General features: G+C 44.8%; 22 protein-coding genes. 17 read left to right on the top strand and 5 right to left on the bottom strand.

All coding sequences use genetic code 11. The annotated features are described in order from the left end of the window. Positions 1 to 118 precede the first annotated feature (118 nt). From ACQQ6X_RS16510 to ACQQ6X_RS16500, 3 genes are all read left to right on the top strand, one after another. A complete protein-coding gene (locus tag ACQQ6X_RS16510; RefSeq protein ID WP_305166240.1) occupies positions 119 to 397 on the top strand; it encodes a hypothetical protein in 279 nt (92 codons plus the stop codon). Between the two features lie 106 nt (positions 398 to 503). Beyond that, positions 504 to 1106: a nitroreductase family protein gene (locus ACQQ6X_RS16505; protein WP_305166239.1), complete on the top strand. Its 603-nt coding sequence runs from the start codon at positions 504 to 506 to the stop codon at positions 1104 to 1106. 240 nt (positions 1107 to 1346) lie between these two features. Further along, positions 1347 to 2270, top strand: a complete 924-nt coding sequence (locus ACQQ6X_RS16500) for an NAD(P)/FAD-dependent oxidoreductase (RefSeq protein WP_305166238.1) — start codon at positions 1347 to 1349, stop codon at positions 2268 to 2270. A 10-nt stretch (positions 2271 to 2280) separates the two neighbouring features. Here the strand turns inward: ACQQ6X_RS16500 and ACQQ6X_RS16495 are convergent, their stop codons facing one another. Next, on the bottom strand, positions 2281 to 2610 hold the full coding sequence (locus tag ACQQ6X_RS16495; RefSeq protein WP_305166237.1) for a hypothetical protein: 330 nt from the start codon (positions 2608 to 2610) through the stop codon (positions 2281 to 2283). Positions 2611 to 2753: 143 nt separating this feature from the next. Next, entirely contained in the window at positions 2754 to 3074 is a 321-nt protein-coding gene (locus ACQQ6X_RS16490) for a winged helix-turn-helix transcriptional regulator (protein ID WP_014599691.1), read from the bottom strand. 291 nt (positions 3075 to 3365) lie between these two features. Here ACQQ6X_RS16490 and zwf point away from each other — a divergent pair, with 291 nt between their 5' ends. The 8 genes from zwf (at position 3366) to ACQQ6X_RS16450 (ending at position 11148) form a co-directional block, all read left to right on the top strand. Next, on the top strand, positions 3366 to 4868 hold the full coding sequence (zwf, locus tag ACQQ6X_RS16485) for a glucose-6-phosphate dehydrogenase (protein WP_305166236.1): 1503 nt from the start codon (positions 3366 to 3368) through the stop codon (positions 4866 to 4868). 55 nt (positions 4869 to 4923) lie between these two features. After that, a complete protein-coding gene (gene gnd, locus ACQQ6X_RS16480) occupies positions 4924 to 5817 on the top strand; it encodes a phosphogluconate dehydrogenase (NAD(+)-dependent, decarboxylating) (protein ID WP_305166235.1) in 894 nt (297 codons plus the stop codon). 156 nt (positions 5818 to 5973) lie between these two features. Beyond that, positions 5974 to 6648 carry an SOS response-associated peptidase gene (locus ACQQ6X_RS16475; protein ID WP_305166234.1) on the top strand — a complete coding sequence of 225 codons (675 nt, stop codon included), beginning with the start codon at positions 5974 to 5976 and terminating at the stop codon, positions 6646 to 6648. A 377-nt stretch (positions 6649 to 7025) separates the two neighbouring features. Continuing rightward, positions 7026 to 8234 (top strand): MFS transporter, encoded by a 1209-nt coding sequence (locus tag ACQQ6X_RS16470; protein ID WP_305166233.1) that lies wholly within the window; start codon positions 7026 to 7028, stop codon positions 8232 to 8234. Positions 8235 to 8288: 54 nt separating this feature from the next. Continuing rightward, complete coding sequence (locus tag ACQQ6X_RS16465) at positions 8289 to 8735, top strand: OsmC family protein (RefSeq protein ID WP_305166232.1); 447 nt, start codon at positions 8289 to 8291, stop codon at positions 8733 to 8735. Positions 8736 to 8807: 72 nt separating this feature from the next. Next, the gene (locus tag ACQQ6X_RS16460; RefSeq protein WP_305166231.1) at positions 8808 to 9893 is read left to right on the top strand and encodes a lactonase family protein; all 1086 of its coding nucleotides are present in this window, start codon (positions 8808 to 8810) and stop codon (positions 9891 to 9893) included. Positions 9894 to 10308: 415 nt separating this feature from the next. Next, positions 10309 to 10464: a hypothetical protein gene (locus ACQQ6X_RS16455; RefSeq protein WP_187360622.1), complete on the top strand. Its 156-nt coding sequence runs from the start codon at positions 10309 to 10311 to the stop codon at positions 10462 to 10464. 174 nt (positions 10465 to 10638) lie between these two features. After that, complete coding sequence (locus ACQQ6X_RS16450) at positions 10639 to 11148, top strand: hypothetical protein (protein ID WP_305166230.1); 510 nt, start codon at positions 10639 to 10641, stop codon at positions 11146 to 11148. A gap of 141 nt (positions 11149 to 11289) precedes the next feature. Here ACQQ6X_RS16450 and ACQQ6X_RS16445 read toward each other — a convergent pair whose 3' ends face one another. Then, on the bottom strand, positions 11290 to 11916 hold the full coding sequence (locus ACQQ6X_RS16445; RefSeq protein WP_142613025.1) for an FMN-dependent NADH-azoreductase: 627 nt from the start codon (positions 11914 to 11916) through the stop codon (positions 11290 to 11292). A 239-nt stretch (positions 11917 to 12155) separates the two neighbouring features. Between ACQQ6X_RS16445 and murI the strand changes: the two genes are divergently transcribed. From murI to ACQQ6X_RS16415, 6 genes are all read left to right on the top strand, one after another. Then, a complete protein-coding gene (gene murI / locus ACQQ6X_RS16440) occupies positions 12156 to 13010 on the top strand; it encodes a glutamate racemase (RefSeq protein ID WP_305166229.1) in 855 nt (284 codons plus the stop codon). A gap of 91 nt (positions 13011 to 13101) precedes the next feature. Continuing rightward, positions 13102 to 13953, top strand: coding sequence for an aminoglycoside phosphotransferase family protein (locus ACQQ6X_RS16435; protein ID WP_305166228.1), 852 nt, complete (start codon positions 13102 to 13104; stop codon positions 13951 to 13953). Positions 13954 to 13967: 14 nt separating this feature from the next. Beyond that, the gene (locus tag ACQQ6X_RS16430; protein WP_305166227.1) at positions 13968 to 14279 is read left to right on the top strand and encodes a VOC family protein; all 312 of its coding nucleotides are present in this window, start codon (positions 13968 to 13970) and stop codon (positions 14277 to 14279) included. A 69-nt stretch (positions 14280 to 14348) separates the two neighbouring features. After that, on the top strand, positions 14349 to 15743 hold the full coding sequence (locus ACQQ6X_RS16425; RefSeq protein WP_305166226.1) for an MATE family efflux transporter: 1395 nt from the start codon (positions 14349 to 14351) through the stop codon (positions 15741 to 15743). A 194-nt stretch (positions 15744 to 15937) separates the two neighbouring features. Continuing rightward, positions 15938 to 16918 (top strand): S8 family peptidase, encoded by a 981-nt coding sequence (locus ACQQ6X_RS16420; protein WP_305166225.1) that lies wholly within the window; start codon positions 15938 to 15940, stop codon positions 16916 to 16918. A gap of 147 nt (positions 16919 to 17065) precedes the next feature. Beyond that, complete coding sequence (locus tag ACQQ6X_RS16415; protein WP_305166224.1) at positions 17066 to 17551, top strand: tetratricopeptide repeat protein; 486 nt, start codon at positions 17066 to 17068, stop codon at positions 17549 to 17551. Between the two features lie 154 nt (positions 17552 to 17705). On the opposite strand, the gene budA is transcribed toward ACQQ6X_RS16415, so the two are convergent. Continuing rightward, positions 17706 to 18452 carry an acetolactate decarboxylase gene (gene budA, locus ACQQ6X_RS16410; protein WP_305166223.1) on the bottom strand — a complete coding sequence of 249 codons (747 nt, stop codon included), beginning with the start codon at positions 18450 to 18452 and terminating at the stop codon, positions 17706 to 17708. A gap of 163 nt (positions 18453 to 18615) precedes the next feature. Beyond that, positions 18616 to 20319, bottom strand: a complete 1704-nt coding sequence (gene alsS / locus ACQQ6X_RS16405) for an acetolactate synthase AlsS (protein ID WP_305166222.1) — start codon at positions 20317 to 20319, stop codon at positions 18616 to 18618. Between the last annotated feature and the right edge of the window lie 440 nt (positions 20320 to 20759).

Below are 20759 nucleotides of genomic sequence, written 5' to 3'. Positions count from 1 at the left end.
GATTAATAAGAACATGAGTAGAGAAAATCTTTCGGAGATTTTCTCTTTTTTGCGTTTAATCCCCAATTTGAAAGGTAAAAGTATACTGTGAACACAATCCGATAGGGAGGGAAGAAAGATGACCCCATTTGAAGATAATTTACACAGTAAGAATGAGCAAAAAGACCAGACGGGGAGAGAAACGACGGAGTCTAAACATCAGAATCAGCCGATTAATCGTGATCATGCGGAGCAGTATCCGACAGATCAGGAAAGCTTATTCGACAGGTTTGAAATGGAGCAGACAGTAGATGCCATTCCTGTAGAGGATTTAAAGATGGAAAGACAGGAGGAGAGAGACAAAGATGTAACCAAGCACACCTCTTCCAGTGAGAAAAAATATAATGGCAACGTATAATTTTCAACTAACTGGTAATATTTAAAAAGGAATCTCTTGACTTTAAGATATGTACGATGTATATTAAGTTACGAAAAGTAATTAATTTTTCTCAGGAGGTAACAAAATGACTAAAGACTTCTTCACAGCGCTGAAAGACAGACGCTCCTATTATGGCATTAGCAAAGAACAAGTAATTTCTGACCAACGAATTCAAGAGATCGTAGAGGAAGCTGTGAAGTATACACCTACTTCTTTCAACTCCCAAACTTCACGCGCTGTAGTGTTGCTCGGAGAGCATCATGACAAACTGTGGAATATTACAGAAGATATTTTGCGGGAAGTGGTAGGTAATGAAGAACAATTCCAATCTACTGCTGAGAAAATGAACGGTTTCCGCAGCGGTTACGGAACAGTGTTGTTTTTTGAAGACAACAACGTGATCGCTGGTCTGCAACAACAATTTGAAGCGTATGCGGACAATTTCCCAATCTGGGCCAATCAATCTAACGGCATGCTGCAATTGGTTGTATGGACGGCTCTGGAGCAAGAAGGACTCGGTGCGTCCCTTCAGCATTACAACCCACTGATCGATGAAAAAGTGAAAAACGAATGGAACATTCCTGAGCATTGGAAACTGATTGCTGAAATGCCATTTGGTAAACCGACCTTCCAACCAGGCGACAAGGAATTCCAACCTATTGAAGAACGCGTAAAAACCTTTAAATAATGACTACAATAGTATAATGATTCAGATTCGATCTGAGAACAGCACTGCGGATAATCCACAGTGCTGTTTGCCATTCCATTTTTTTAAGGAATGTGACCTTTTTGAACATGGGGAACAAGGTTAAATCATCTGTAAATGGGTGATATTATGTTTGAAATTGGGTGAGAAGTTTACATAAGTGTGATTGCTTTTTTTGCAGATGTTTAGCAATTTGAGCGCATTTGAAGGAGGAGTTATGGCATGAACTACGATTGCATTATTGTCGGTGGGGGAATCGCCGGATTGCAGGCAGCCATTCAATTAGGGAGATACAGCAGTCATCGGGTACTTGTGATAGATTCGGGCTATGGTCGATCAACGCTGTGCCAGCAGTATCATAATATTTTGGGCTTTCCTGACGGGATTTCTGGTGACGAGCTGCGACGACTTGGACGTAGTGAAGCCACGAAGCTAGGCACTGAATTTGTTGATGGCAAGGCGGTAAAAGCGATCAAGCGAGATGAGCTTTTTGACATTGAAGTGGAGACAGGCTCAGTATATACGTCAAAAACGCTATTATTAGCCACAGGGCTAACGGACCGTTTTCCAAAACTGGAAGGGATACAAGCCTGCTTGGGCAACAGTGTGTATGTATGCCCGGACTGTGACGGATATGAGGTCCAGGATCGCAGGACGGTCGTGATGGGGGCGGGCAAAGTGGGAGCTTCCATGGCCTTAATTTTGTCAGCACAGACTGACCACCTGATCTATGTCAATCATGAGCGTTCAGAGGTACCGGACGAGCTGATCGTTAAGCTGCGGGAAAAAGGGATCGAATATAAGGAGTCAGCCATTACTGAGATTATCACCGGACAACCAGGCTGTTTTGAGGGAGTGCAGTTGGCTGATGGACAAGTCGTTCGAGCAGAACGGGGCTTCTTAGCTTTTGGAAGCAACCATGTTCATTCAGAGCTGGCGGAGCAACTGGGTGTCCATCTGCTGCACAACAAGCATATTGAGACTCATCCCCGCAGCAAAATGACCAACGTGGAGAATGTATGGGTTGCCGGAGACTTAGGAGCCCATGCCGAGCAAGCGACTGTAGCGATGGGAGAAGGAGCGATGTCAGCAATCTGGATACACAAGGTATTATCCGGGATGAAAACAAAAGTACCGCAACTCTGAGAGCTGCGGTTTAGAACGATGGGCGTGTACTTGGTTGAAGATGAGGTTCGAAGCGTCTTAACTGATCGCTCATGCTATACTTGCGTAAAATTTCCGTCTGTTTGGTACCGATGAGATCAAAATGAGGATAGGGCTGACGCTGATGTATATATTGAGGGTCCAATCCGTTATGGTTGCACCATAAGCGCAGCTTATCCAAGTCAGAACAGCCCACCTTGGTGACCGTTGTAATGCCTGGAAAACGGTCATCCAGCCAGTAATGCGTTAGAAAAGCAATCTCGCCACGGCTGACCTCTCTTTTCCAGCTCATCAGTTCCTGCCGGGTAATGCCAAATGCCATCGATCTCATCCTTTCCTGGCTCATTCCTGAAATCATGAGCTATTGCTGCGATTGTCCCATTATTTACGTTCTACTGCTTGTATTATGATCCACATGGAGTAACACAATAACAGGAGAGCGAGTGGCGATCTCCTGTTAGCGGTTTAGAGCCATCTTTCGGCCCAGCTCTCCACACCATTCAATGCATCACCTAGCTCTTTTCCTTTACGTGTCAGCGAATATTCGGTACGCACAGGCCGCTCTGTGATGACATTGCGAAGGATTAGGCCCGAAAGCTCTAGTTCCTTGATGCGCTCGTTCAGCATGCGTTTGCTAAGATCAGGTATGGAAACTTGAATTTCACTAAATCGTTTGGGATGTTCCATCAAAGTATGAATGATGAGAGCGGTCCATTTTTTGCTGATGATCTGAAAGGACTGTTCTACCTTACCGCACAAAAGCTTAGGCTGCCTGTCGTCGCTCATCTGAATCCCCTCAATTTCATTGTTGTTTTAAACAGTATACTAAAAGTAACCCTGTATACCAATAGTAACTATAATGCTTTGTATCAACTGTGACAATTTTAACAGTTTTTGCTCTTTCATACTGTCAATCATACCATAGAAAACGTTGTCATTACAGGATATATCGAATGTTCACGATTTCGCTAAAATTTGATTGACTTGCCCCTTATTTTGGGTGTATTATGGGTTACGTTAATTCCTCAGGTAACTTTTAATAACCTCATCTTTTATAATGGGAAGAAGGAATATTTCATGGATTCAATGACATTTGTCTTATTTGGAGCGACAGGGGATTTGGCCAAACGCAAAATTTACCCTGCCTTGTATAATTTGTTTGTAGAAGGTAAAATTCCGGCTTCCTTTTCTGTAATTGGGATGGGGCGTCGTGAAGTGGCAAACGAGCAATTTCAAAGTAATGTAGAGCAATCCATTAAAGATTTTTCCAGACATGTGAACGATGACCGTGCACAGATGGATCAGTTCTTAAGTGCTTTCCGTTACTGTGCATTGAACGTTAACCACCCGGAAGATTATAAAAAGCTGCTACAGCTTGCTGAGCAACGTGAAAATGACTTGGGAATTCCGGGGAACCGCATGTTTTACTTATCGGTGGCACCGGAATTTTTTGATGTGATTGCCCACAACATTCGCGAAAGCGGTTTGGCTGAAACGAAGGGTTGGAAACGACTCATTATTGAAAAACCATTTGGGCATGATTTGGAATCGGCTCGTGAGCTGAATGATCGCCTGAGCAGAACCTTTGCTGAGGATGAGATTTATCGTATTGACCATTACTTAGGTAAGCCGATGGTTCAGAACCTCGAAGCCTTGAAATTTGCTAATCCATTGCTTCAAGGGGTATGGAACAATCAATACATTGCCAATGTACAAATTACTGCTTCTGAGACTGTAGGCGTAGAGGAGCGAGCAGGGTACTACGATCACTCCGGCGCTATTCGTGATATGGTACAAAATCACATGCTGCAGGTGCTGATGATGACGGCTATGAACAAGCCGGGACATATCACAGCAGATCAAGTGCGGGACGAAAAAAGTAAGGTGATGGACGCGCTTCGTGCCCTTGATCCTTCCGATATTGCTTCCAACGTAGTTAGAGGACAATATACCGCAGGTGAGATTAACGGGAAAGCAGTTCCTTCCTATAAAGAAGAGCCGGACATCGGACCTGATTCGCAAAATGATACGTTCATTTCAGCCCGCCTTTGGATTGACAATGAACAATGGTCGGGTGTGCCGTTCTATATTCGTACTGGTAAACGCATGAAAGAAAAATCCACTCGTATCGTCGTGGAATTCAAAAAGGATATTACAGACCCTTATGCTGCTCAAGGGCAACCGACAGACCCGAACTTGCTGATCATTCATGTTAACCCGGATGAAAAGGTAACGCTTCGTCTAAACAGTAGAGATCCGCTGAACAACGGCCAGTTAGAGACGGTTCTGATGAATTATCATTCCGAGGCCAAGGATGTACCAGAAGCCTATGAACGTCTTATCTTTGATGCGCTGCGCGGCGATTCGACCTTTTTTGCTCACTGGAATGAAGTGGAACTTTCATGGGTGTGGGTTCAACCCGTACTCGAAGCCTTTGCCCGTGGCGAAGTTCCGCTTCACACGTATGCGGCAGGCTCTTACGGTCCAGCAGCTTCTGATGAATTGTTGGAAGAGCAAGGCTTTACATGGTGGTTGGACGAAAAGTCCGAAAGTGCTGAAAAAGCAGTCGTTCGTTCTTAATCCAACCAAAAAGTAGGTACAAAAATATATTTTGCTACGGCAGGAGGCCTTTATAATGCAAGTAGGATTAATTGGTTTGGGAAAAATGGGTTTGAATCTTGGTAAAAACTTGATCGATCATAAGCATGAAGTTGTGGCTTACGACGTCAATGCAGCTGCAATCCAAGAAATGAAGGAGTATGGAGCTGCAGGTGCTTCTACTTTGGAAGAGCTTGTGCAAGCAACTCAATCCCCTAGAGTACTGTGGATCATGGTTCCTCACCAAATCGTGGATTCTGTGCTGGATCAGCTTCAACCCATGTTGTCCAAAGGGGACATTATTATTGAAGGCGGAAATTCTCATTACAAAGAATCCATTGCTCGCCATGCTCGTCTGAAAGAATACGGTATCAACTTCATGGATGCTGGAACTTCCGGTGGGATGGAAGGTGCACGCAATGGTGCTTGTTACATGATCGGTGGCGATCCAGAAGCTTGGGCAGTTGTTGAGCCGATTTTCCGCGATACAGCGGTGGAAAATGGTTATTTGTATGCAGGTAAATCCGGTAGCGGACATTTTCTGAAAATGGTTCACAATGGTGTGGAATACGGTATGATGGCTTCCATTGGTGAAGGCTTTGAAGTACTGGAGAAAAGCAACTTTGACTTTGATTATGAACAAGTAGCGCGTGTGTGGAACAATGGTTCCGTTATCCGCTCTTGGCTGATGGGCTTGACTGAACGCGCATTTTCCAAAGATGCCAACCTGGACGAAATCCGTGGGGTTATGCACTCTTCCGGTGAAGGTAAATGGACGGTTGAGGAAGCGCTAGACCTTCAGGCAGCAACTCCAGTCATTGCCTTGTCCTTGCTGATGCGCTACCGTTCGCTGGATGCCGATACATTCAACGGAAAAGTAGTTGCAGCGCTGCGTAATGAATTTGGCGGCCATGCTGTAGAAAAAAAGTAATAACGTTATAAGTTAGTATCTATCCCCGTAGCTTCATGACTGCGGGGATATTGCTATATATTTTGATCATCAGGTTTTTGTAAAATCCTCGCTTATGCATATTTTTCCTTGTATATCCGCACAATAGGTAAAAAAAGGCGGAAGGATGGCTTGCATATGTGCAAAAGATTTTCGTTATCGGCTGATTTGGATGAGGTAAGGGACCATTTTGGTATACAACGGGTGATGTATTATTATAAAACGCGTTATAACATGAGTCCCACTCAGCATGTTCCAATTGTGCAGCATCAGGATGGAGAACGGGTGCTTGATGAATTTCGCTGGGGATTTATTCCCTATTGGGGCAAGGACTGTGTCAATGCAGACCTGAATACCGTTCGGGTAAATCCTAGCTATCGCAAGATGGCGGAAACCCGTCGCTGCATTATTCCTTGCAATGGATTTTATTATTGGCGGAAATTAGGCAAACGCATGTGTGCTGTCAGAGTGGTATTGCCGGACCAGAAAATGTTTGCGGTCGCGGGACTGTATGAAATATGGCAGGATAGTCGAAAGGAGCCTTTGCGTACCTGTACGATGATGACGGTTCAGGCCAATACGGATATACGTGAATTTGACAGTCGTATGCCAGCTATTTTGGAAGCAGATCAAATAGATTCATGGCTAGATCCGTCGATCCAGAACATCGATGAGCTGGTGCCTTTATTGCGCACGTATGAGCAGGGTGATATGAGCATCTATCCGGTGACCCCGCTGGTGGCTAATGACGAACTTGATAGCCGTGAATGCATTCAGGAAATGGATTTGCAGTGGTCCTGGATTAAACCTTAAACGTATGAAGATTTGTATGCATTATTGATCATAAGCTTCCCGTCGCCTGCATAGGTATGTATTGGGGAACAAGCGTCATAATCCGGGGAGAGGGGAAACGGCCGAAGGAGTATCTCATATGGGATGGAGGCGATTGGAATGAGTAACGATACACTCATCCAGCTGCTGGTGCTCATGGTGACGATCATCGGTCTGGTCCAAAACCGGTAACTGACAGTTCCAGAAGGCGGGAGAATTGCCGTAGGCAATCTTCCGTTTTTTTACGTAAAAAAGCTCGCAGATTCAGGAAGCTTGCGGTACAATAAATGCTGGACTACAGGTGACAAGACACCTGAATATACGTCTACATACGATGTATTGTTAAGGGAGAGCGAATCATGAGCGAATTAACTTCATTACCCCCAGCTAAAAAAAGGAAGTTGCTGTTCAGCGCAGGGCTTAGCTGGCTGTTTGATGCTATGGATGTCGGGCTGCTTTCATTTATAGTGGCAGCGTTGGCTAAGGAGTGGCACCTTGGATCAGAGCAGATTGGTTTGCTGACTGCAATGAATTCAATAGGAATGGTGTTTGGAGCTGCCTTGGCGGGGATTTTGGCAGATCGTTACGGCAGACGCGCTATATTAGTGTGGACCCTGTTGATCTTTTCCATTGCCAGTGGATTGTCTGCTTTGGCTACAGGCCTCGGTATGCTGCTGGTGCTGCGCTTTATTGCCGGTGCAGGCTTAGGTGGAGAATTGCCTGTTGCTTCGACACTGGTGTCAGAGTCAGTGCCTGTGAAAGAACGGGGGAGAGCAGTGGTGCTGCTGGAAAGCTTCTGGGCGGCAGGTTGGATTCTTTCGGCTCTTATTGCCTATTTTGTTATTCCGAAATATGGTTGGCAGCTTGCTTTTATTCTCGGCGCAGTACCTGCCCTGTACGCTCTTTATTTGCGCAGAGCTATCGAGGATTCACCCCGGTATAAGCAGCAGAGTGTCAAACTTCCGTTACGTGCACGGTTGGCTGCGATTTGGTCAGGACCTCATCGCAAATCTACGCTAATGTTGTGGATTTTATGGTTTACAGTTGTATTTTCATACTATGGCATGTTCCTGTGGCTACCGAGCATAATGTTTATGAAAGGGTTTGAGCTGGTTAAAAGCTTTGAGTATGTCCTGATCATGACACTTGCACAATTGCCTGGTTATTTTACCGCTGCCTATCTGATTGAAAAGCTGGGCCGCAAATTTGTACTGATTATCTACTTGCTGCTCACGGCAGTGTCCGCAATTTGGTTTGGCAGCTCAGAAACGGCAGGGATGCTGCTGGCTGCCGGTATCTGCTTGTCCTTTTTTAATCTCGGTGCATGGGGAGCCATGTATGCTTATACTCCGGAACTGTACCCGACCGCTGCCCGTTCTACCGGTGTGGGTATGGCAGCTGCATTTGGCCGAATCGGGGGCGTGATTGGACCTTTTGTGGTCGGAATACTCGTAGGACAAGGCATAACGTTACCAACCATCTTTGCGATTTTCTTCATAGCCATCCTGATCGGCGCAGCTGCTGTATGGCTGCTGGGTACTGAGACGAAAAATCAGGAGATTGCCTAACCTTTACATTCACCTGTGTAAAGATTCATAATACAAGAGAGAGGATGACTTGAAATGGAGCATACCTTTCTGCTCAAGGCAGACTGGAACGGGGGACGCAACAGCGACGGGCGTATTGAGGCCGGGCAGTTGCGGACTGCGATTTCAATTCCGGCTGAGATGGGGGGCCCTGGTGTGGGCACCAATCCGGATGAAATGCTGCTCGGCGCAGCTGCTACTTGCTATCTGATTACTTTGGCGGCGATGATGGAGCGTGCCAGCCTCCCGGTTGTATCACTGGCACTCGAATCCGAAGGGATTGTCGATGTAACGAACAATATTTTTACATATCGCCGAATTGTGCATCGTCCGCAAGTTCTATTGTCCGTTGATGCAACAGACGGGCAAATCGAACAAGCATTGCGCCTTGCAGAGCAAGCTGAGTCCTCATGCATGATCTCGCGTGCCGTAGCAGGAAATGTAGCATTGTCTACAGAACCTGCGGTGGAGCGCGCCTCTTAAAGCAACAATATTTGTACCAGGAGCAATCATTCCAATTGCCCATCATTTTCTTAATCCAAGGAGGACACAACCATGACAGCACAACAAAAATTGCTCGTATTCGCAGGCTCTTACGCCGAATTGGAAGGTAACGGAGTTTATTCGTACACTTTTAATGAAGAGACAGGAGCCCTGACTTTACAGGATGAGTTCTCCGGCTTGAAAAATCCTACATTCCTGAATGTGGATGTTAAAAATCGGAAGCTGTATTCCATAGGAGAGACGACTTCCGCCGCAGGAGCGAAGGTGGGCGAAGCTTCCGCTTTTGAAATCGACCCAGTTAAAGGCACATTTACATTGCTGAATCGTGCGGAAAACGTAGGGTCCACAACTTGCCACATTCAGCGTGATCCATCCGATCGTTACCTGATTGTAGTCAGCTACCACGGAGGTATGGTCGGATTGGTGTCTCTGACTGAGGACGGACGTATCGGTGAGTTACTGGATGTTAAACAACATGAGGGCAAAGGAGCGCATCCTGAACGTCAGGATCGTCCGCATCCACATTCCAGTTTCTTTAGCCCGGACGGCCGCTTCCTGTTCGTACAAGATCTCGGTCTGGATCTGATCCGTGTTTATACCATTGACGATAGCAAAGGACAACTGGTGCTGCACGGGGAAACGAAAACCCACGCAGGTGCAGGCCCACGTCACTTGACGTTCCACCCGAATGGTAAGTTTGCTTTTGTTATTAACGAAGTGGACTCTACCATTACTTCTTTTGCATATGATGCAGAAGCTGGTAAGCTCACTGAGCTGGAGAGCGTACCGACATTGCCAGCTGACTTTACTGGCGAAAACACAACTGCAGAAATTGCGATTTCCCAGGATGGCGCTTATCTGTACGGTTCCAATCGCGGACATGATAGCATCGTGGTGTACGCTGTAGACGCAGCGACTGGCAAGCTGAGTCTGGTAGAGCATGTATCTGCTGAAGGCGAGCATCCGCGTCATTTTGCTTTGACACCTAATGGTGACTATATGCTCGTGGCTAACCGCGACACCAACAATATTGTTACTTTCAAAGTGGATAAGGCAAGCGGTCGCTTGACCTACACCGGACAACAAGTAACTGTGTCCAAGCCAGTATGCGTACAGCCTTTCTACTTTTCCGTGTAAAATAGGACAACATCTATATCATGCGACTTGATGAAGTAACGGTATGCGGCTTGTGACCGCTACGAGAACGGATTATTCTTCCGATTGCTTCGCTTGTTCAGAATAATTCCGTTCTCTCCGCTGCTTTATTTCTTTTGGTATCCATTGTTTCAGAAAACGGTTCGTAGATTAGTCTGCGACCGTTTTTATTTTATACCTAGTCGTTCTAAATAGGTCATTATCCAAGAAAGTAATATAAAGTTTTAAGATCACAAATCAGATACGAATAATCTCGGTAAGAAAAGGGTACATATGTTATAAGCAGTACAGTTATCCGTTTTGCAAATTATAGGACAAGCACTATGACCCCATATAAAAGTTGGAGATTTTATATGAGGATGACAAGGATAAACTCTAAAAAGAGGGAGGGATTCGCATGAAAATAATCATTACACAAAAGGAAGCCGTCGACAAAGGAATTTGGACAGATATTATGGGGATGTTTGCTGTAACCAAAGAGGACGAGGTATGGCAAAATGAAGAGTTTATTCTCACCGAGGAACAGGCCCGACAGGTGGGATTACTAAAATAACAAGGATAAAATAGGACATGTCATCAAGTTTTAAGACCAAGTCTTAAAAAATCGTAACTTATTTTTTATGTATCTGATACACTTTTTAACCGTTCAAAGTTTATGATAGGTACACAAGGGTAATGAAGCTTACAGACAACGTGTACATACCCAAACGGTAAGGAGAGATCAGACATGATGAAATTAGCTTCGAAATGGACCGTATTGACTTTGATGATGATGCTGATTACGACGGCAGGGGCAACAGCGCAAGGCTACACACCTATAGCAGCTGCTGAAAATCAGGAGACCGTATATATAAACCAAATGGACATTCGCAACGGACAAATGTATTTGTCAGCAGATCCGATTGAATGGTACGAAGGCGCAGCAGCGGACAAGGCATTTTTGGAGCATGAAGGAAATACAGGATTGGATGGAGCGCCGGATGGCTACTACATCGTAAACAATACCGTACAAAATGACGTGTATCAGATTGCGCCAGATGCTTCGGTAGAGGTGCAGATTTATGATCACACGGGGAATATAGAAGACACAGACGTGCATTGGAACGAATCCATTCCGTTAGCACAGTTTGAGAAGGATTTTGCAAAAAAGGATGTGCTGGACCTCAGTCAATTTCCATACCATATTACGCTTCGTGACGGCAAGGTTGTAAAAATCGTGCAGCAGTTCATTCCTTAAACAGATATAAGCTCATATAGACACGTGCATCTTACTTGATCACAGATCAGGGAAGCACGTGTTTTTTATATTTCGTAACAAAAAAAGGAGGATATCCACTCCCTAAAGGGTGCGGACATCCTCTTCTCTTCATATATATGATTAGAACGATTTTGCTGCGTCTACTGCACGTTGTACGGCAGAAGCAACGATTTCTTGTGCTTGGTCTGGAGCTTGGTTATGTCCTTCCAGTACAACTTTCACGATGTCTTTTACGCCGAAGAAGGTTAAGATGTTGCTCATGAAGTTCAAAGACATTTCAGCAGCAGCAGCAGGTCCTTCGGAATAAACGCCGCCTCTTGCATTCAACAGGGCTACTTTAGTGTCAGTTACGAGTCCTACCGGACCTTCTGGAGTGTATTTGAATGTTTTACCAGCTTGGTTCAAGTAGTCAATGTATGTGTGCAGTACAGCTGGAATGGTCATGTTCCACAGCGGGAAAGCAAATACAACTTTGTCTGCTGCCAGGAATTGATCCAGGTAACCATTGGCAATGTTTGCCAGGCGAGCTTCTTCCGCGTTCAATTCCATACCTCTAGCGGATTTGAACGTGCCGTTGATCATGTTAGCGTTCAGATAAGGCAGCTCAACGGAGAACAGGTCCAGCTCAGTGATTTCATCAGATGGGTGGGAAGCCTTGTAGCTTTCCACGAATGCGTTATACAATTTAACTGTTGCAGATTCTTCAGCTGTACGATCATTAGCTTTGACAAATAATACTTTAGACATGATTTATTTCCCCCTAAGTAAGTTGAATAAATAAGTTTAGTTAGTAAGTTACCACGTAATATTACAATATAAAGATAATATCTGTCAACACTTCTATATTAAATTTACTTTGAACAGCTACTTTATTTTTTACACTGTAAAATTTGCGTGTTTCTTTTGCAAAATATCATTTTTGCGGTAAAATTTAAATGTAAAGTCTAATGAAGAGAATGAATTGAATAGGCGAAGAATGAAATAACATGGTGCTGGGAAGATTCAACACCATAGTTGAACGAAAAAAGGTGAGTAGCTTGAAGATAGGTTTTTTTGATTCGGGATTGGGTGGAATTACAGTATTATCTGAGGCGCTAAGACGTTTGCCAAATGAAAATTTTGTTTACATGGCGGATACGCTGCATGTTCCTTACGGGACGAAAACACCCCAAGAGGTGCTTGGTTATGTCAAGGCTTCGGTACAAATGATCCTCAAAGAGGATATAAAAGCATTGGTAATTGCCTGCAATACGGCTACAAGTATCGCGGCGACGGAGCTAAGGAAGGAATATAAATTTCCGATTATCGGCATGGAGCCAGCTGTGAAGCCAGCGGTCGAAATGAATCGAACCAATGGTAAAAGAGTGCTGGTGCTGGCGACACCATTGACATTAAAACAATCCGGTTATGCAGCGCTGGTATCGAGAGTTGATGATCACGGGAGTGTGGACTCACTGCCTTTACCAGAGTTAGTACAATATTGCGAACAGTTGAATTTTGACCGTAAAGAATTGTGCAACTATTTTAGCCATAAGCTGTCTTCGTTTAACCTAGACATTTATGGTACGGTCGTGTTGGGATGTACACATTATCCATTCTATAAGGAGATTTTGAGAGAACTGCTGCCTTCTCATATTCAGTTGATTGACGGGAGCCAGGGAACGGTTAGACGCTTGAAACAGGTGCTGTCTGAGCGTAATTTGCTGGCATCTCCGATAAAAACAGGCCAACCGCAGGAGGGACACGTCACGTTTCGATGTACCAGTCAGGATAAGGCCTATGTCCATAAGATGGAGCGGGCGCTTGAAATCTATGCGGAGCATGAAAAAATATATTTTTAAGAAAAGAACGGCTGGCGAACAGGTGGGCTACATTAACAATCCGAAGCGCCAGCCTCATTATTTATAGCTTAGATGTAAAGGGAGGTTTTACATGGACATTCAATTCATCTTGAATGAGCTTTATGAAGCAGGCGTGCTTGAAAGCGATATGAAAAATCTCAAACCGCTGACAGGCGGAACTTCGAGTGAAGTGGTTGTTGTCATGGACGGTACCAGGCCGCGATATGTGATCAAGCAAAATGATCCTGCGATTGTAAAAGCAGAGGCGGAGTTTCTGTATACCTATGCACAGATTGAGAAATTATCTCGTTTGGTCTATGTAGATCCTCTTCATCGTTATTTGGTCTACACGTTCAAACCAGGGGTCGCAGGGCAATATTGTGAAGGGAACAAAGGGGAGTTGCTGCTTAGTCTGGCGACCGAGGTTATTGCACAGTACAAATCTCTTGGAGAAGAACGTGACTATGGTTATTCGGATCATCCGTTTGTGGAATGGAGAGATTTTCTGCTGCACAGAACGAAAGAATCCGAAAAGATTATACAAGACGTTTTACCTTTAGAGGATCATCGGTTCGTCCATACCCTTGTGGCCGGAACGCCGCAACGCAATCTTAAATATTTGCTTCATGGCGATTTCGGAGTACATAATTTTGTGTTTGCCGAAAATGGTACATTAACAGGTATTATTGATCCTGACCCAGTCGTGGGAGAACCTCTGTATGATTTGATATATGCCTTTTGTTCATCACCCGATGAGCTGATCGTCGAAACCATTTTGCCTGCGGTTGAAAAACTTGGACCCGAGATGACAGGGGAATATGTGCTGAACAGGGAAGTGTTACAGGGATTATATTTTCGTATCGCTACCTGCATTCGACATCACCCAGAAGATTTAGAACAATATACAAAAGCATGGAATTACTGGCTGAACAGGGTTCAATGAAAGGAATAGGAAGCATGAGCATACAAGGATGGAATCATATTTGTTTTTCGGTGTCTAATTTGGAAAAGTCTATACAGTTCTATCAGAATGTACTAGACGGAAAACTGCTGGTTAAAGGACGTAAGCTGGCTTATCTGGATTGCCTGGGAATGTGGTTGGCTCTTAATGTCGCCATTTTACCCGGACGAGAGCGGAATGAACAGGATAAAAGATCGGTCTATTTTACAGATCCAGACGGACATAAGTTCGAATTCCACACAGGACAATTACAGGACCGCTTGGAATATTATAAAAAGGATAAAAAGCATATGATTTTTTACGAATGAGTAAGCGTTATCACAAAAAGTATGGGCATGTTTTGGATTTACATACGGAAGCGGGAGGAATACAGAAGGATGTCATTGTCGCAGGAAAGTGGCTCTAAGCAAGCGCAGGCCGTTAAAACGATGACGGTTTTCGCGATTACTTGGCCGATCTTCATAGAAATGCTGTTTCATATTTTGATGGGCAGCGTGGATACGTTCATGCTCAGCCATCTCTCTGATGAGGTTGTATCGGCTGTTGGTGTATCGAGACAGTTAATTGAATTTACGGTTATACTCTTCAATTTGCTCGGCCTTGGAGTAGGTGTGATCATTGCTCAGCTTTTGGGTGCGCATAGGCATGTGGACGCAAGTCGTGTTACCGCATCGGCACTAACCTTTAATCTGGTATTTGGGCTGGCGCTGAGTTTGATGTTTATCGTGAGCCGGGATTTTTTACTATCTTTCTACCATATTACACCGACAATTAAGGAAAATGCAGAAATCTATATGATGCTGGCAGGGGGTTCGCTGTTTCTGGAAGCCCTTATGCTAACCGCAGGGCCGGTGATTCGCTCGCATGGTTTTACCAAAGATACGATGATCGTAGGCATCGGCATGAATATTTTGCATATTGTGGGGAATGCATTGCTCATATACGGCTGGTTTGGTCTGCCGCAAATGGGGGTAGCGGGAGCAGCGATTTCAACGGTGATTAGCCGCGTTGTAGCATGTGTGTGGATTTTTATACTGTTGTACAAACGTGTAAGTGCGCCGATTCGCATCCAATATTATGTGCAGCTTCAGTGGAGCAAGCTGGTGGCGATCCTGAAGATTGGTATTCCTGCCGGGCTGGAATGGCTGTCTTATCAGCTTAGCCAAATGATGGTGACCCGATTTGTCAGCTTTATGGGTACAACGGCGATTGCCACTCATTTTTATACGAATACGATTGTGTACTTTTTTATGGTATTTGGAATGGCCGTAGGTGAGGGAACCGAAATTATTGTGGCTCGCCTGATTGGAGCTGGAGACAAGGAAAAAGCATATCATCAACTATTACGGAGCCTGAAATGGTCTCTAGTTATTACGATTGCTGTGATCGTGGTAGTATCCTTTTTCCGATATGAAGTGATGGCAATCTTCACGGATGAGCCAGCGATCATTCAATTAGGGGCAGCGATTTTGTTGTTCTGTATATTGCTGGAGCCAGGCCGTGTGTTCAACCACGTGGTCATTAACTCCTTGCGAGCAGCAGGCGATGTTCAGTTCCCGTTAATGATGGCCATAATTTCAATGTGGGGAATTAAAATCCCACTGGCATATGTGCTGGGTATTCATATGGGTTATGGTGTGCTGGGTGTGTGGATTGCACATGCATGCGATGAATGGGTGCGAGGTATTTTCCACTATTTACGCTGGAAAGGCCGGAAATGGCAGCACAAATCGCTGTTATCTAAGGCTGAGCTACAAGCGGAATCAATGTAAGATTCATAGAGATACTGGAGCAGACATTTCCAATTGGATTGGTTGATGTCTGTCTTTTTTTGCAAAAATAAGCAAAATGGGATGTTCAAACTTTTCAAAAATTGCTAGAATATAGTAACCTCAGATGCTGTAGAGGTTTTTCAAAGTTTCAAAGACGGATGGTTTCCGATTGAATCCATGAAGGAGGGAATAGGATGGAACGTAAAGTGCATATCATTCCTTACCAAGTGATCAAGCAGGAGCAACAAGTGAATGAAATGCCGCGAGGTGTGGAGCTGATCCAGGCTCCTGCGGTATGGAACCAGACTCGAGGCCGAGGCATAAAGGTGGCGGTGCTGGACACGGGCTGTGATTCGGACCATCCAGATCTGAAGGCACGCATTATTGGCGGCCGCAATTTTACGGATGATGATGAAGGTGATCCGGAAATTTTCAAGGATTACAACGGCCACGGTACACATGTAGCAGGAACCATTGCGGCAGCTGAAAATGAAGCAGGTGTCGTAGGTGTCGCCCCGGAGGCTGATCTGCTTATCATCAAAGTGCTAAACAAGCAGGGCTCCGGTCAATATGACTGGATTATCCAAGGTATCTATTATGCAATTGAGCAAAAAGCAGATATTATCTCGATGTCGCTGGGCGGTCCCGAGGATGTGCCTGAGCTTCATGAAGCAGTAAAAAAGGCTGTCGCCAGTCAAATCCTGGTCGTCTGTGCAGCTGGAAATGAGGGAGACGGTGACGACAGAACGGACGAGCTCGGCTACCCTGGCTGCTATAATGAAGTGATCGGCGTAGGTGCTGTCAACTTTGACAGACATGCCTCAGAATTCAGTAATTCTAATAATGAGGTGGATTTGGTCGCACCAGGAGAAGATATTTTGTCCACGGTTCCAGACGGTAAATATGCGACCTTTAGCGGAACTTCGATGGCTACTCCGCACGTCGCAGGTGCATTGGCGTTGATTAAGCAGCTGGCCAATGCGAGCTTTGAGCGTGATCTCACCGAAGCAGAATTATACGCCCAACTCATCAAACGCACGATTCCACTCGGCAATTCTCCTAAGCTGGAGGGCAACGGCCTGCTGTACTTGACGGCAGTGGAGGAGCTATCCCGTATTTTTGACACGCAACGTGTAGCGGGCATTCTAAGCACAGGATCGTTGAAGGTTAAATAACTTGTGACAACTAAGCTATAGCGGCTCTTCTAAACGGAGAGTCGCTTTTTAGTTTCATATTTTAGAAACTTCCATTTACATCGTATTCAAATGTCAGGTAACATGTATCTCAAGGAAATCATCGAGAATAAAAAGTGGGGGATTAGCATGGATCATTTGATTGCAAAAGCCAGTGAGCTAAGACGTACAGGTCAAGCAAAGGAAGCGCGTAAGCTTCTGTTAGAGGCACTGAAGCAGGAGCCAAAAGATGCGGAGTTATGGTATCAAACAGCCTGGACGCATGACGTATTGGGCTTAGAGAAGGATGCGGTTCCCTTTTATGAAAAAAGCCTGGGTATGGCACTATCCGCAGAATCAAGGAGAGGAGCCATCCTGGGATTAAGCAGTACATATCGTGTATTGGGAGATTACGTCAAGGCGAAAGCATGGTTGGACACAGGAATAAACGAATTTCCAGATTACAGACCGTTTCGGGTATTCTACGCTATGGTGTTATACAATCTGGGGGAATACGGGAAAGCCATGCAAGGGCTGCTTATGGAAATTGCTGAGACAGGCTCGGATGTATCTACACAGGAATACTCACGTGCCATTCAATATTATGCAGATAAACTGGATCAGGTTGAGGTATAGGTGGAACCGAGTGAGATCATAAGCAGTATCATGTATATACATTCGTATATAAAAAGATCACAGTCAGAAAAAGAGGCTTACTGCTCTCTGACTGTGATCTTTGCTTTTTTTGTCTAGCTATTGGGAGCGTACCTTAATGAGCTATATGCCGTGATTATTGCGCACCCTCAGTAACGGCGATTTCTTTTTCCAGATTTTCTCTGGACAAGTTAGCCTTCAAGTAATCTGGTGTTTCGGGCAGCACAAGATGCAGATTAGATTTTTGACAAATACGAATTGTGCACTTGTCGACAACCAAATCAAAAACATGTCCGCCACCAGTGCGTTCATCATTGATAAAATGGAGGTGAAATCCGGCTACTCCAATGCCTTGGGCATAGGCAGGTGTCCAAAAGCCTGTGATGACGCCGGAAGTTTCATTAAAAGTAAAGGTAGGCTGCGTTTTGGTCGCTTCAATAAAAGGTCTGTAAGGCTTCACCTGGTGAGGCACGGTACGTGTCTTTACTTCACGAAAAGTGCCGTCCATACGGAAGGCATAGAACAGATTACGGCTTGGAAACAGCTTTAGCAGCAGAGCTTCCAGCTCTTCACGATGCATGGGATGGTCAATCGTATATGTGAAATCTTCACGAAAAAAGGTGACGGTGGAAAACGGAGTAGTTTCTTCTGGTTTTACGCGATGGGCCGTACCGTCTGGAAGCAAGTGATAAAATTCACCATCGAACGCGATCATCTCGCCATTCAGTTGATCAAAGGTACCGAGTCCAAAATCTCCGTGCTTTTGCAGCTCCTCAAAGGCAACAACGCCGTCATAAAGACCATCTAATAAAGCAAGCATGGTGGACGTCTGGTAAATATCATGATCAGTTTCTTGCTTGGTTTCCAGTTCTGCAACGGTCATGGCAATACACTTCCTTTTGTAATTGTATACAATTATTTTCGCTCTGTTTCAATAATAAACGTAAAATTTCAGTAAATAACATAAACAACTTAAAAAAATCATTGAAAAAATGACAAACTCCCTAAATTGTCACAAAGCTGTCACGAGTGAGCTCTAGTTAAGATTAGTTTAATTGGTTTGGCAGCAGTTTGCGTCCCAATTGAATATTATCCTGGTAGTCAATTGGAATATCAACGACCACAGGACCATCTGTATGAAGCGCCTGCTGCAATACGCTTTCCAGTTCTTCAGGGGAGTGCACGCGTAACCCGGTGGCCCCGAAACTTTCCGCATATTTTACGACATCGACATCTCCAAATTTCACGCCAGACGTTCTGCCGTATTTAATCTGTTGTTGGAAAGCGACCATGTCATAGGAACCATCTCTCCATACGATATGCACAAGCGGAGAGTTAAGGCGTACAGCGGTTTCCAGCTCCATGGATGAAAAAAGAAATCCTCCGTCTCCAGAAATAGAAACGACTTTTTGACCTGGATTGACGAGTGTGGCAGCAATCCCCCAAGGCAGCGCTACGCCCAGCGTCTGCATTCCGTTGCTGAATAGAAGGCGCCGCGGTTCATACGAACGGAAATAACGTGCCATCCAAATGTAGTGTGAACCGACATCACAGGTGACTGTGACGCTATCATCAATCAGGCTGCGCAGTGTGCGAATAAATTGCAATGGATGAATCAGAAAATCATGCTTGTGTGCTGGAACAGCTGCTTGCTCATTCAGATCGTGGCGCAGACGATCCAATTGGTCGCAGGAGGATTTAGGTAGCTTTAAGGTAGGCAATTCTTCTGCAAGGCCACTTACAATCAGGCCTATATTCCCGATTAACTCGTAGTCCGGTTGATAATCATGATCAATATCTGCTTGACGGTCATCCAGATGAATGAGTGTTCGGTTTGCTGGAACGTTCCAGTTTTTTGGATCGTATTCGATAGGATCATAGCCAATCGTCAGTACCAAATCTGCGGCTCCAAGAAGCATATCACCCGGTTGATTTTGGAACAGCCCCACTCTTCCAAAATAGTGGTCTTCCAGTTCACGGGAGATGGCTCCAGCGGCCTGGAAGGTTTCGACAACAGGCAGATCTGTGTCTCGAATGAGAGCCCGGATAGCTGCGGTGGCTTCAGGCGTGCTGGCTTTCATACCGAGAAGAAGTACGGGCAGCTTGGCTTTTCTGATTTGACCTGCGACTTGTTTGATAAGTCCGGCGGGTGCGGTTCCAAGTTGGGGAAGAGAAACCTTCTCAATGGCTGTTACTTCGGATGACGAAGTCAACACGTCCTGCGGCAGGCTGACGAATGTGGCTCCAGGCTGGGCTGAGGTCGCAATCCGAAATGCATTAGCAATGGCTTCCGGTACATTATCGGGGTGTTCTACCTCTACACTGTATTTGGTGATAGGTTCGAATAGTCCGGCATTATCCATAGATTGATGTGTGCGCTTCAAGCGTTCGGATCTTGGGACTGCACCTGCAATGGCGACGACAGGATCACTTTCTGCATTCGCGGTGACAAGTCCTGTCGCCAAGTTAGACGCGCCTGGGCCTGAGGTAACAATGCATACGCCCGGTTTACCGGTTAAGCGACCGACCGCCGCTGCCATAAAGGCGGCATTTTGTTCATGACGGCATACGATCAATTCCGGCCCCCGATCTTGAAGAATATCAAAAACAGAATCGATCTTGGCACCTGGAATGCCAAAAATATGGGTAACCCCTTGCTTGATCAAGCAATCGACAACAAGGTCGGCTCCTTTTGTATCGGATTTGGTTTTAGTTTCAACAGCTTGCACTTTTGTACTCAATGCTACCACCTCTTCTTCTTCGTGTGTGAAATAAACTAATGAAATACTTTCAATGTAAATCAATGGATGTATATTGCAATTATAATACAATAACTGGTATTTTCAAGAAAGAAATTTTCAGAAAAAAAGAGAAAATCGTATAAAACGTTTTCAAAGTTTGATTTATCGCGGAAATTAAAATTTGTGGAATTTTCTTTTGGTATCAGTCATCGAGAGGGTTTAGAACAGATCTCCTCAAATGAGGTCAGATCATTTTTATCCGCTCACATGATAAAAATCACTTTCCTCCACAAAGGATAGCGGTTACAATGTAATTGTTGTTAACGTAAACATTAAATTTAAGGTGAAGCGAATTAGTATGGCTTGATGTACAGGTATCATATTATTGCTGTATATTCCTGTAAAATCATAGGGATTATTACGTTATGGAGAATGTAATTGTTAAAAGG

It is taken from the genome of Paenibacillus ottowii, from assembly GCF_050516475.1.
GTDB lineage: Bacteria > Bacillota > Bacilli > Paenibacillales > Paenibacillaceae > Paenibacillus > Paenibacillus ottowii.
Note: the sequence above shows the minus strand (reverse complement) of the source record. Positions and strands in the feature narration are given on the sequence as shown.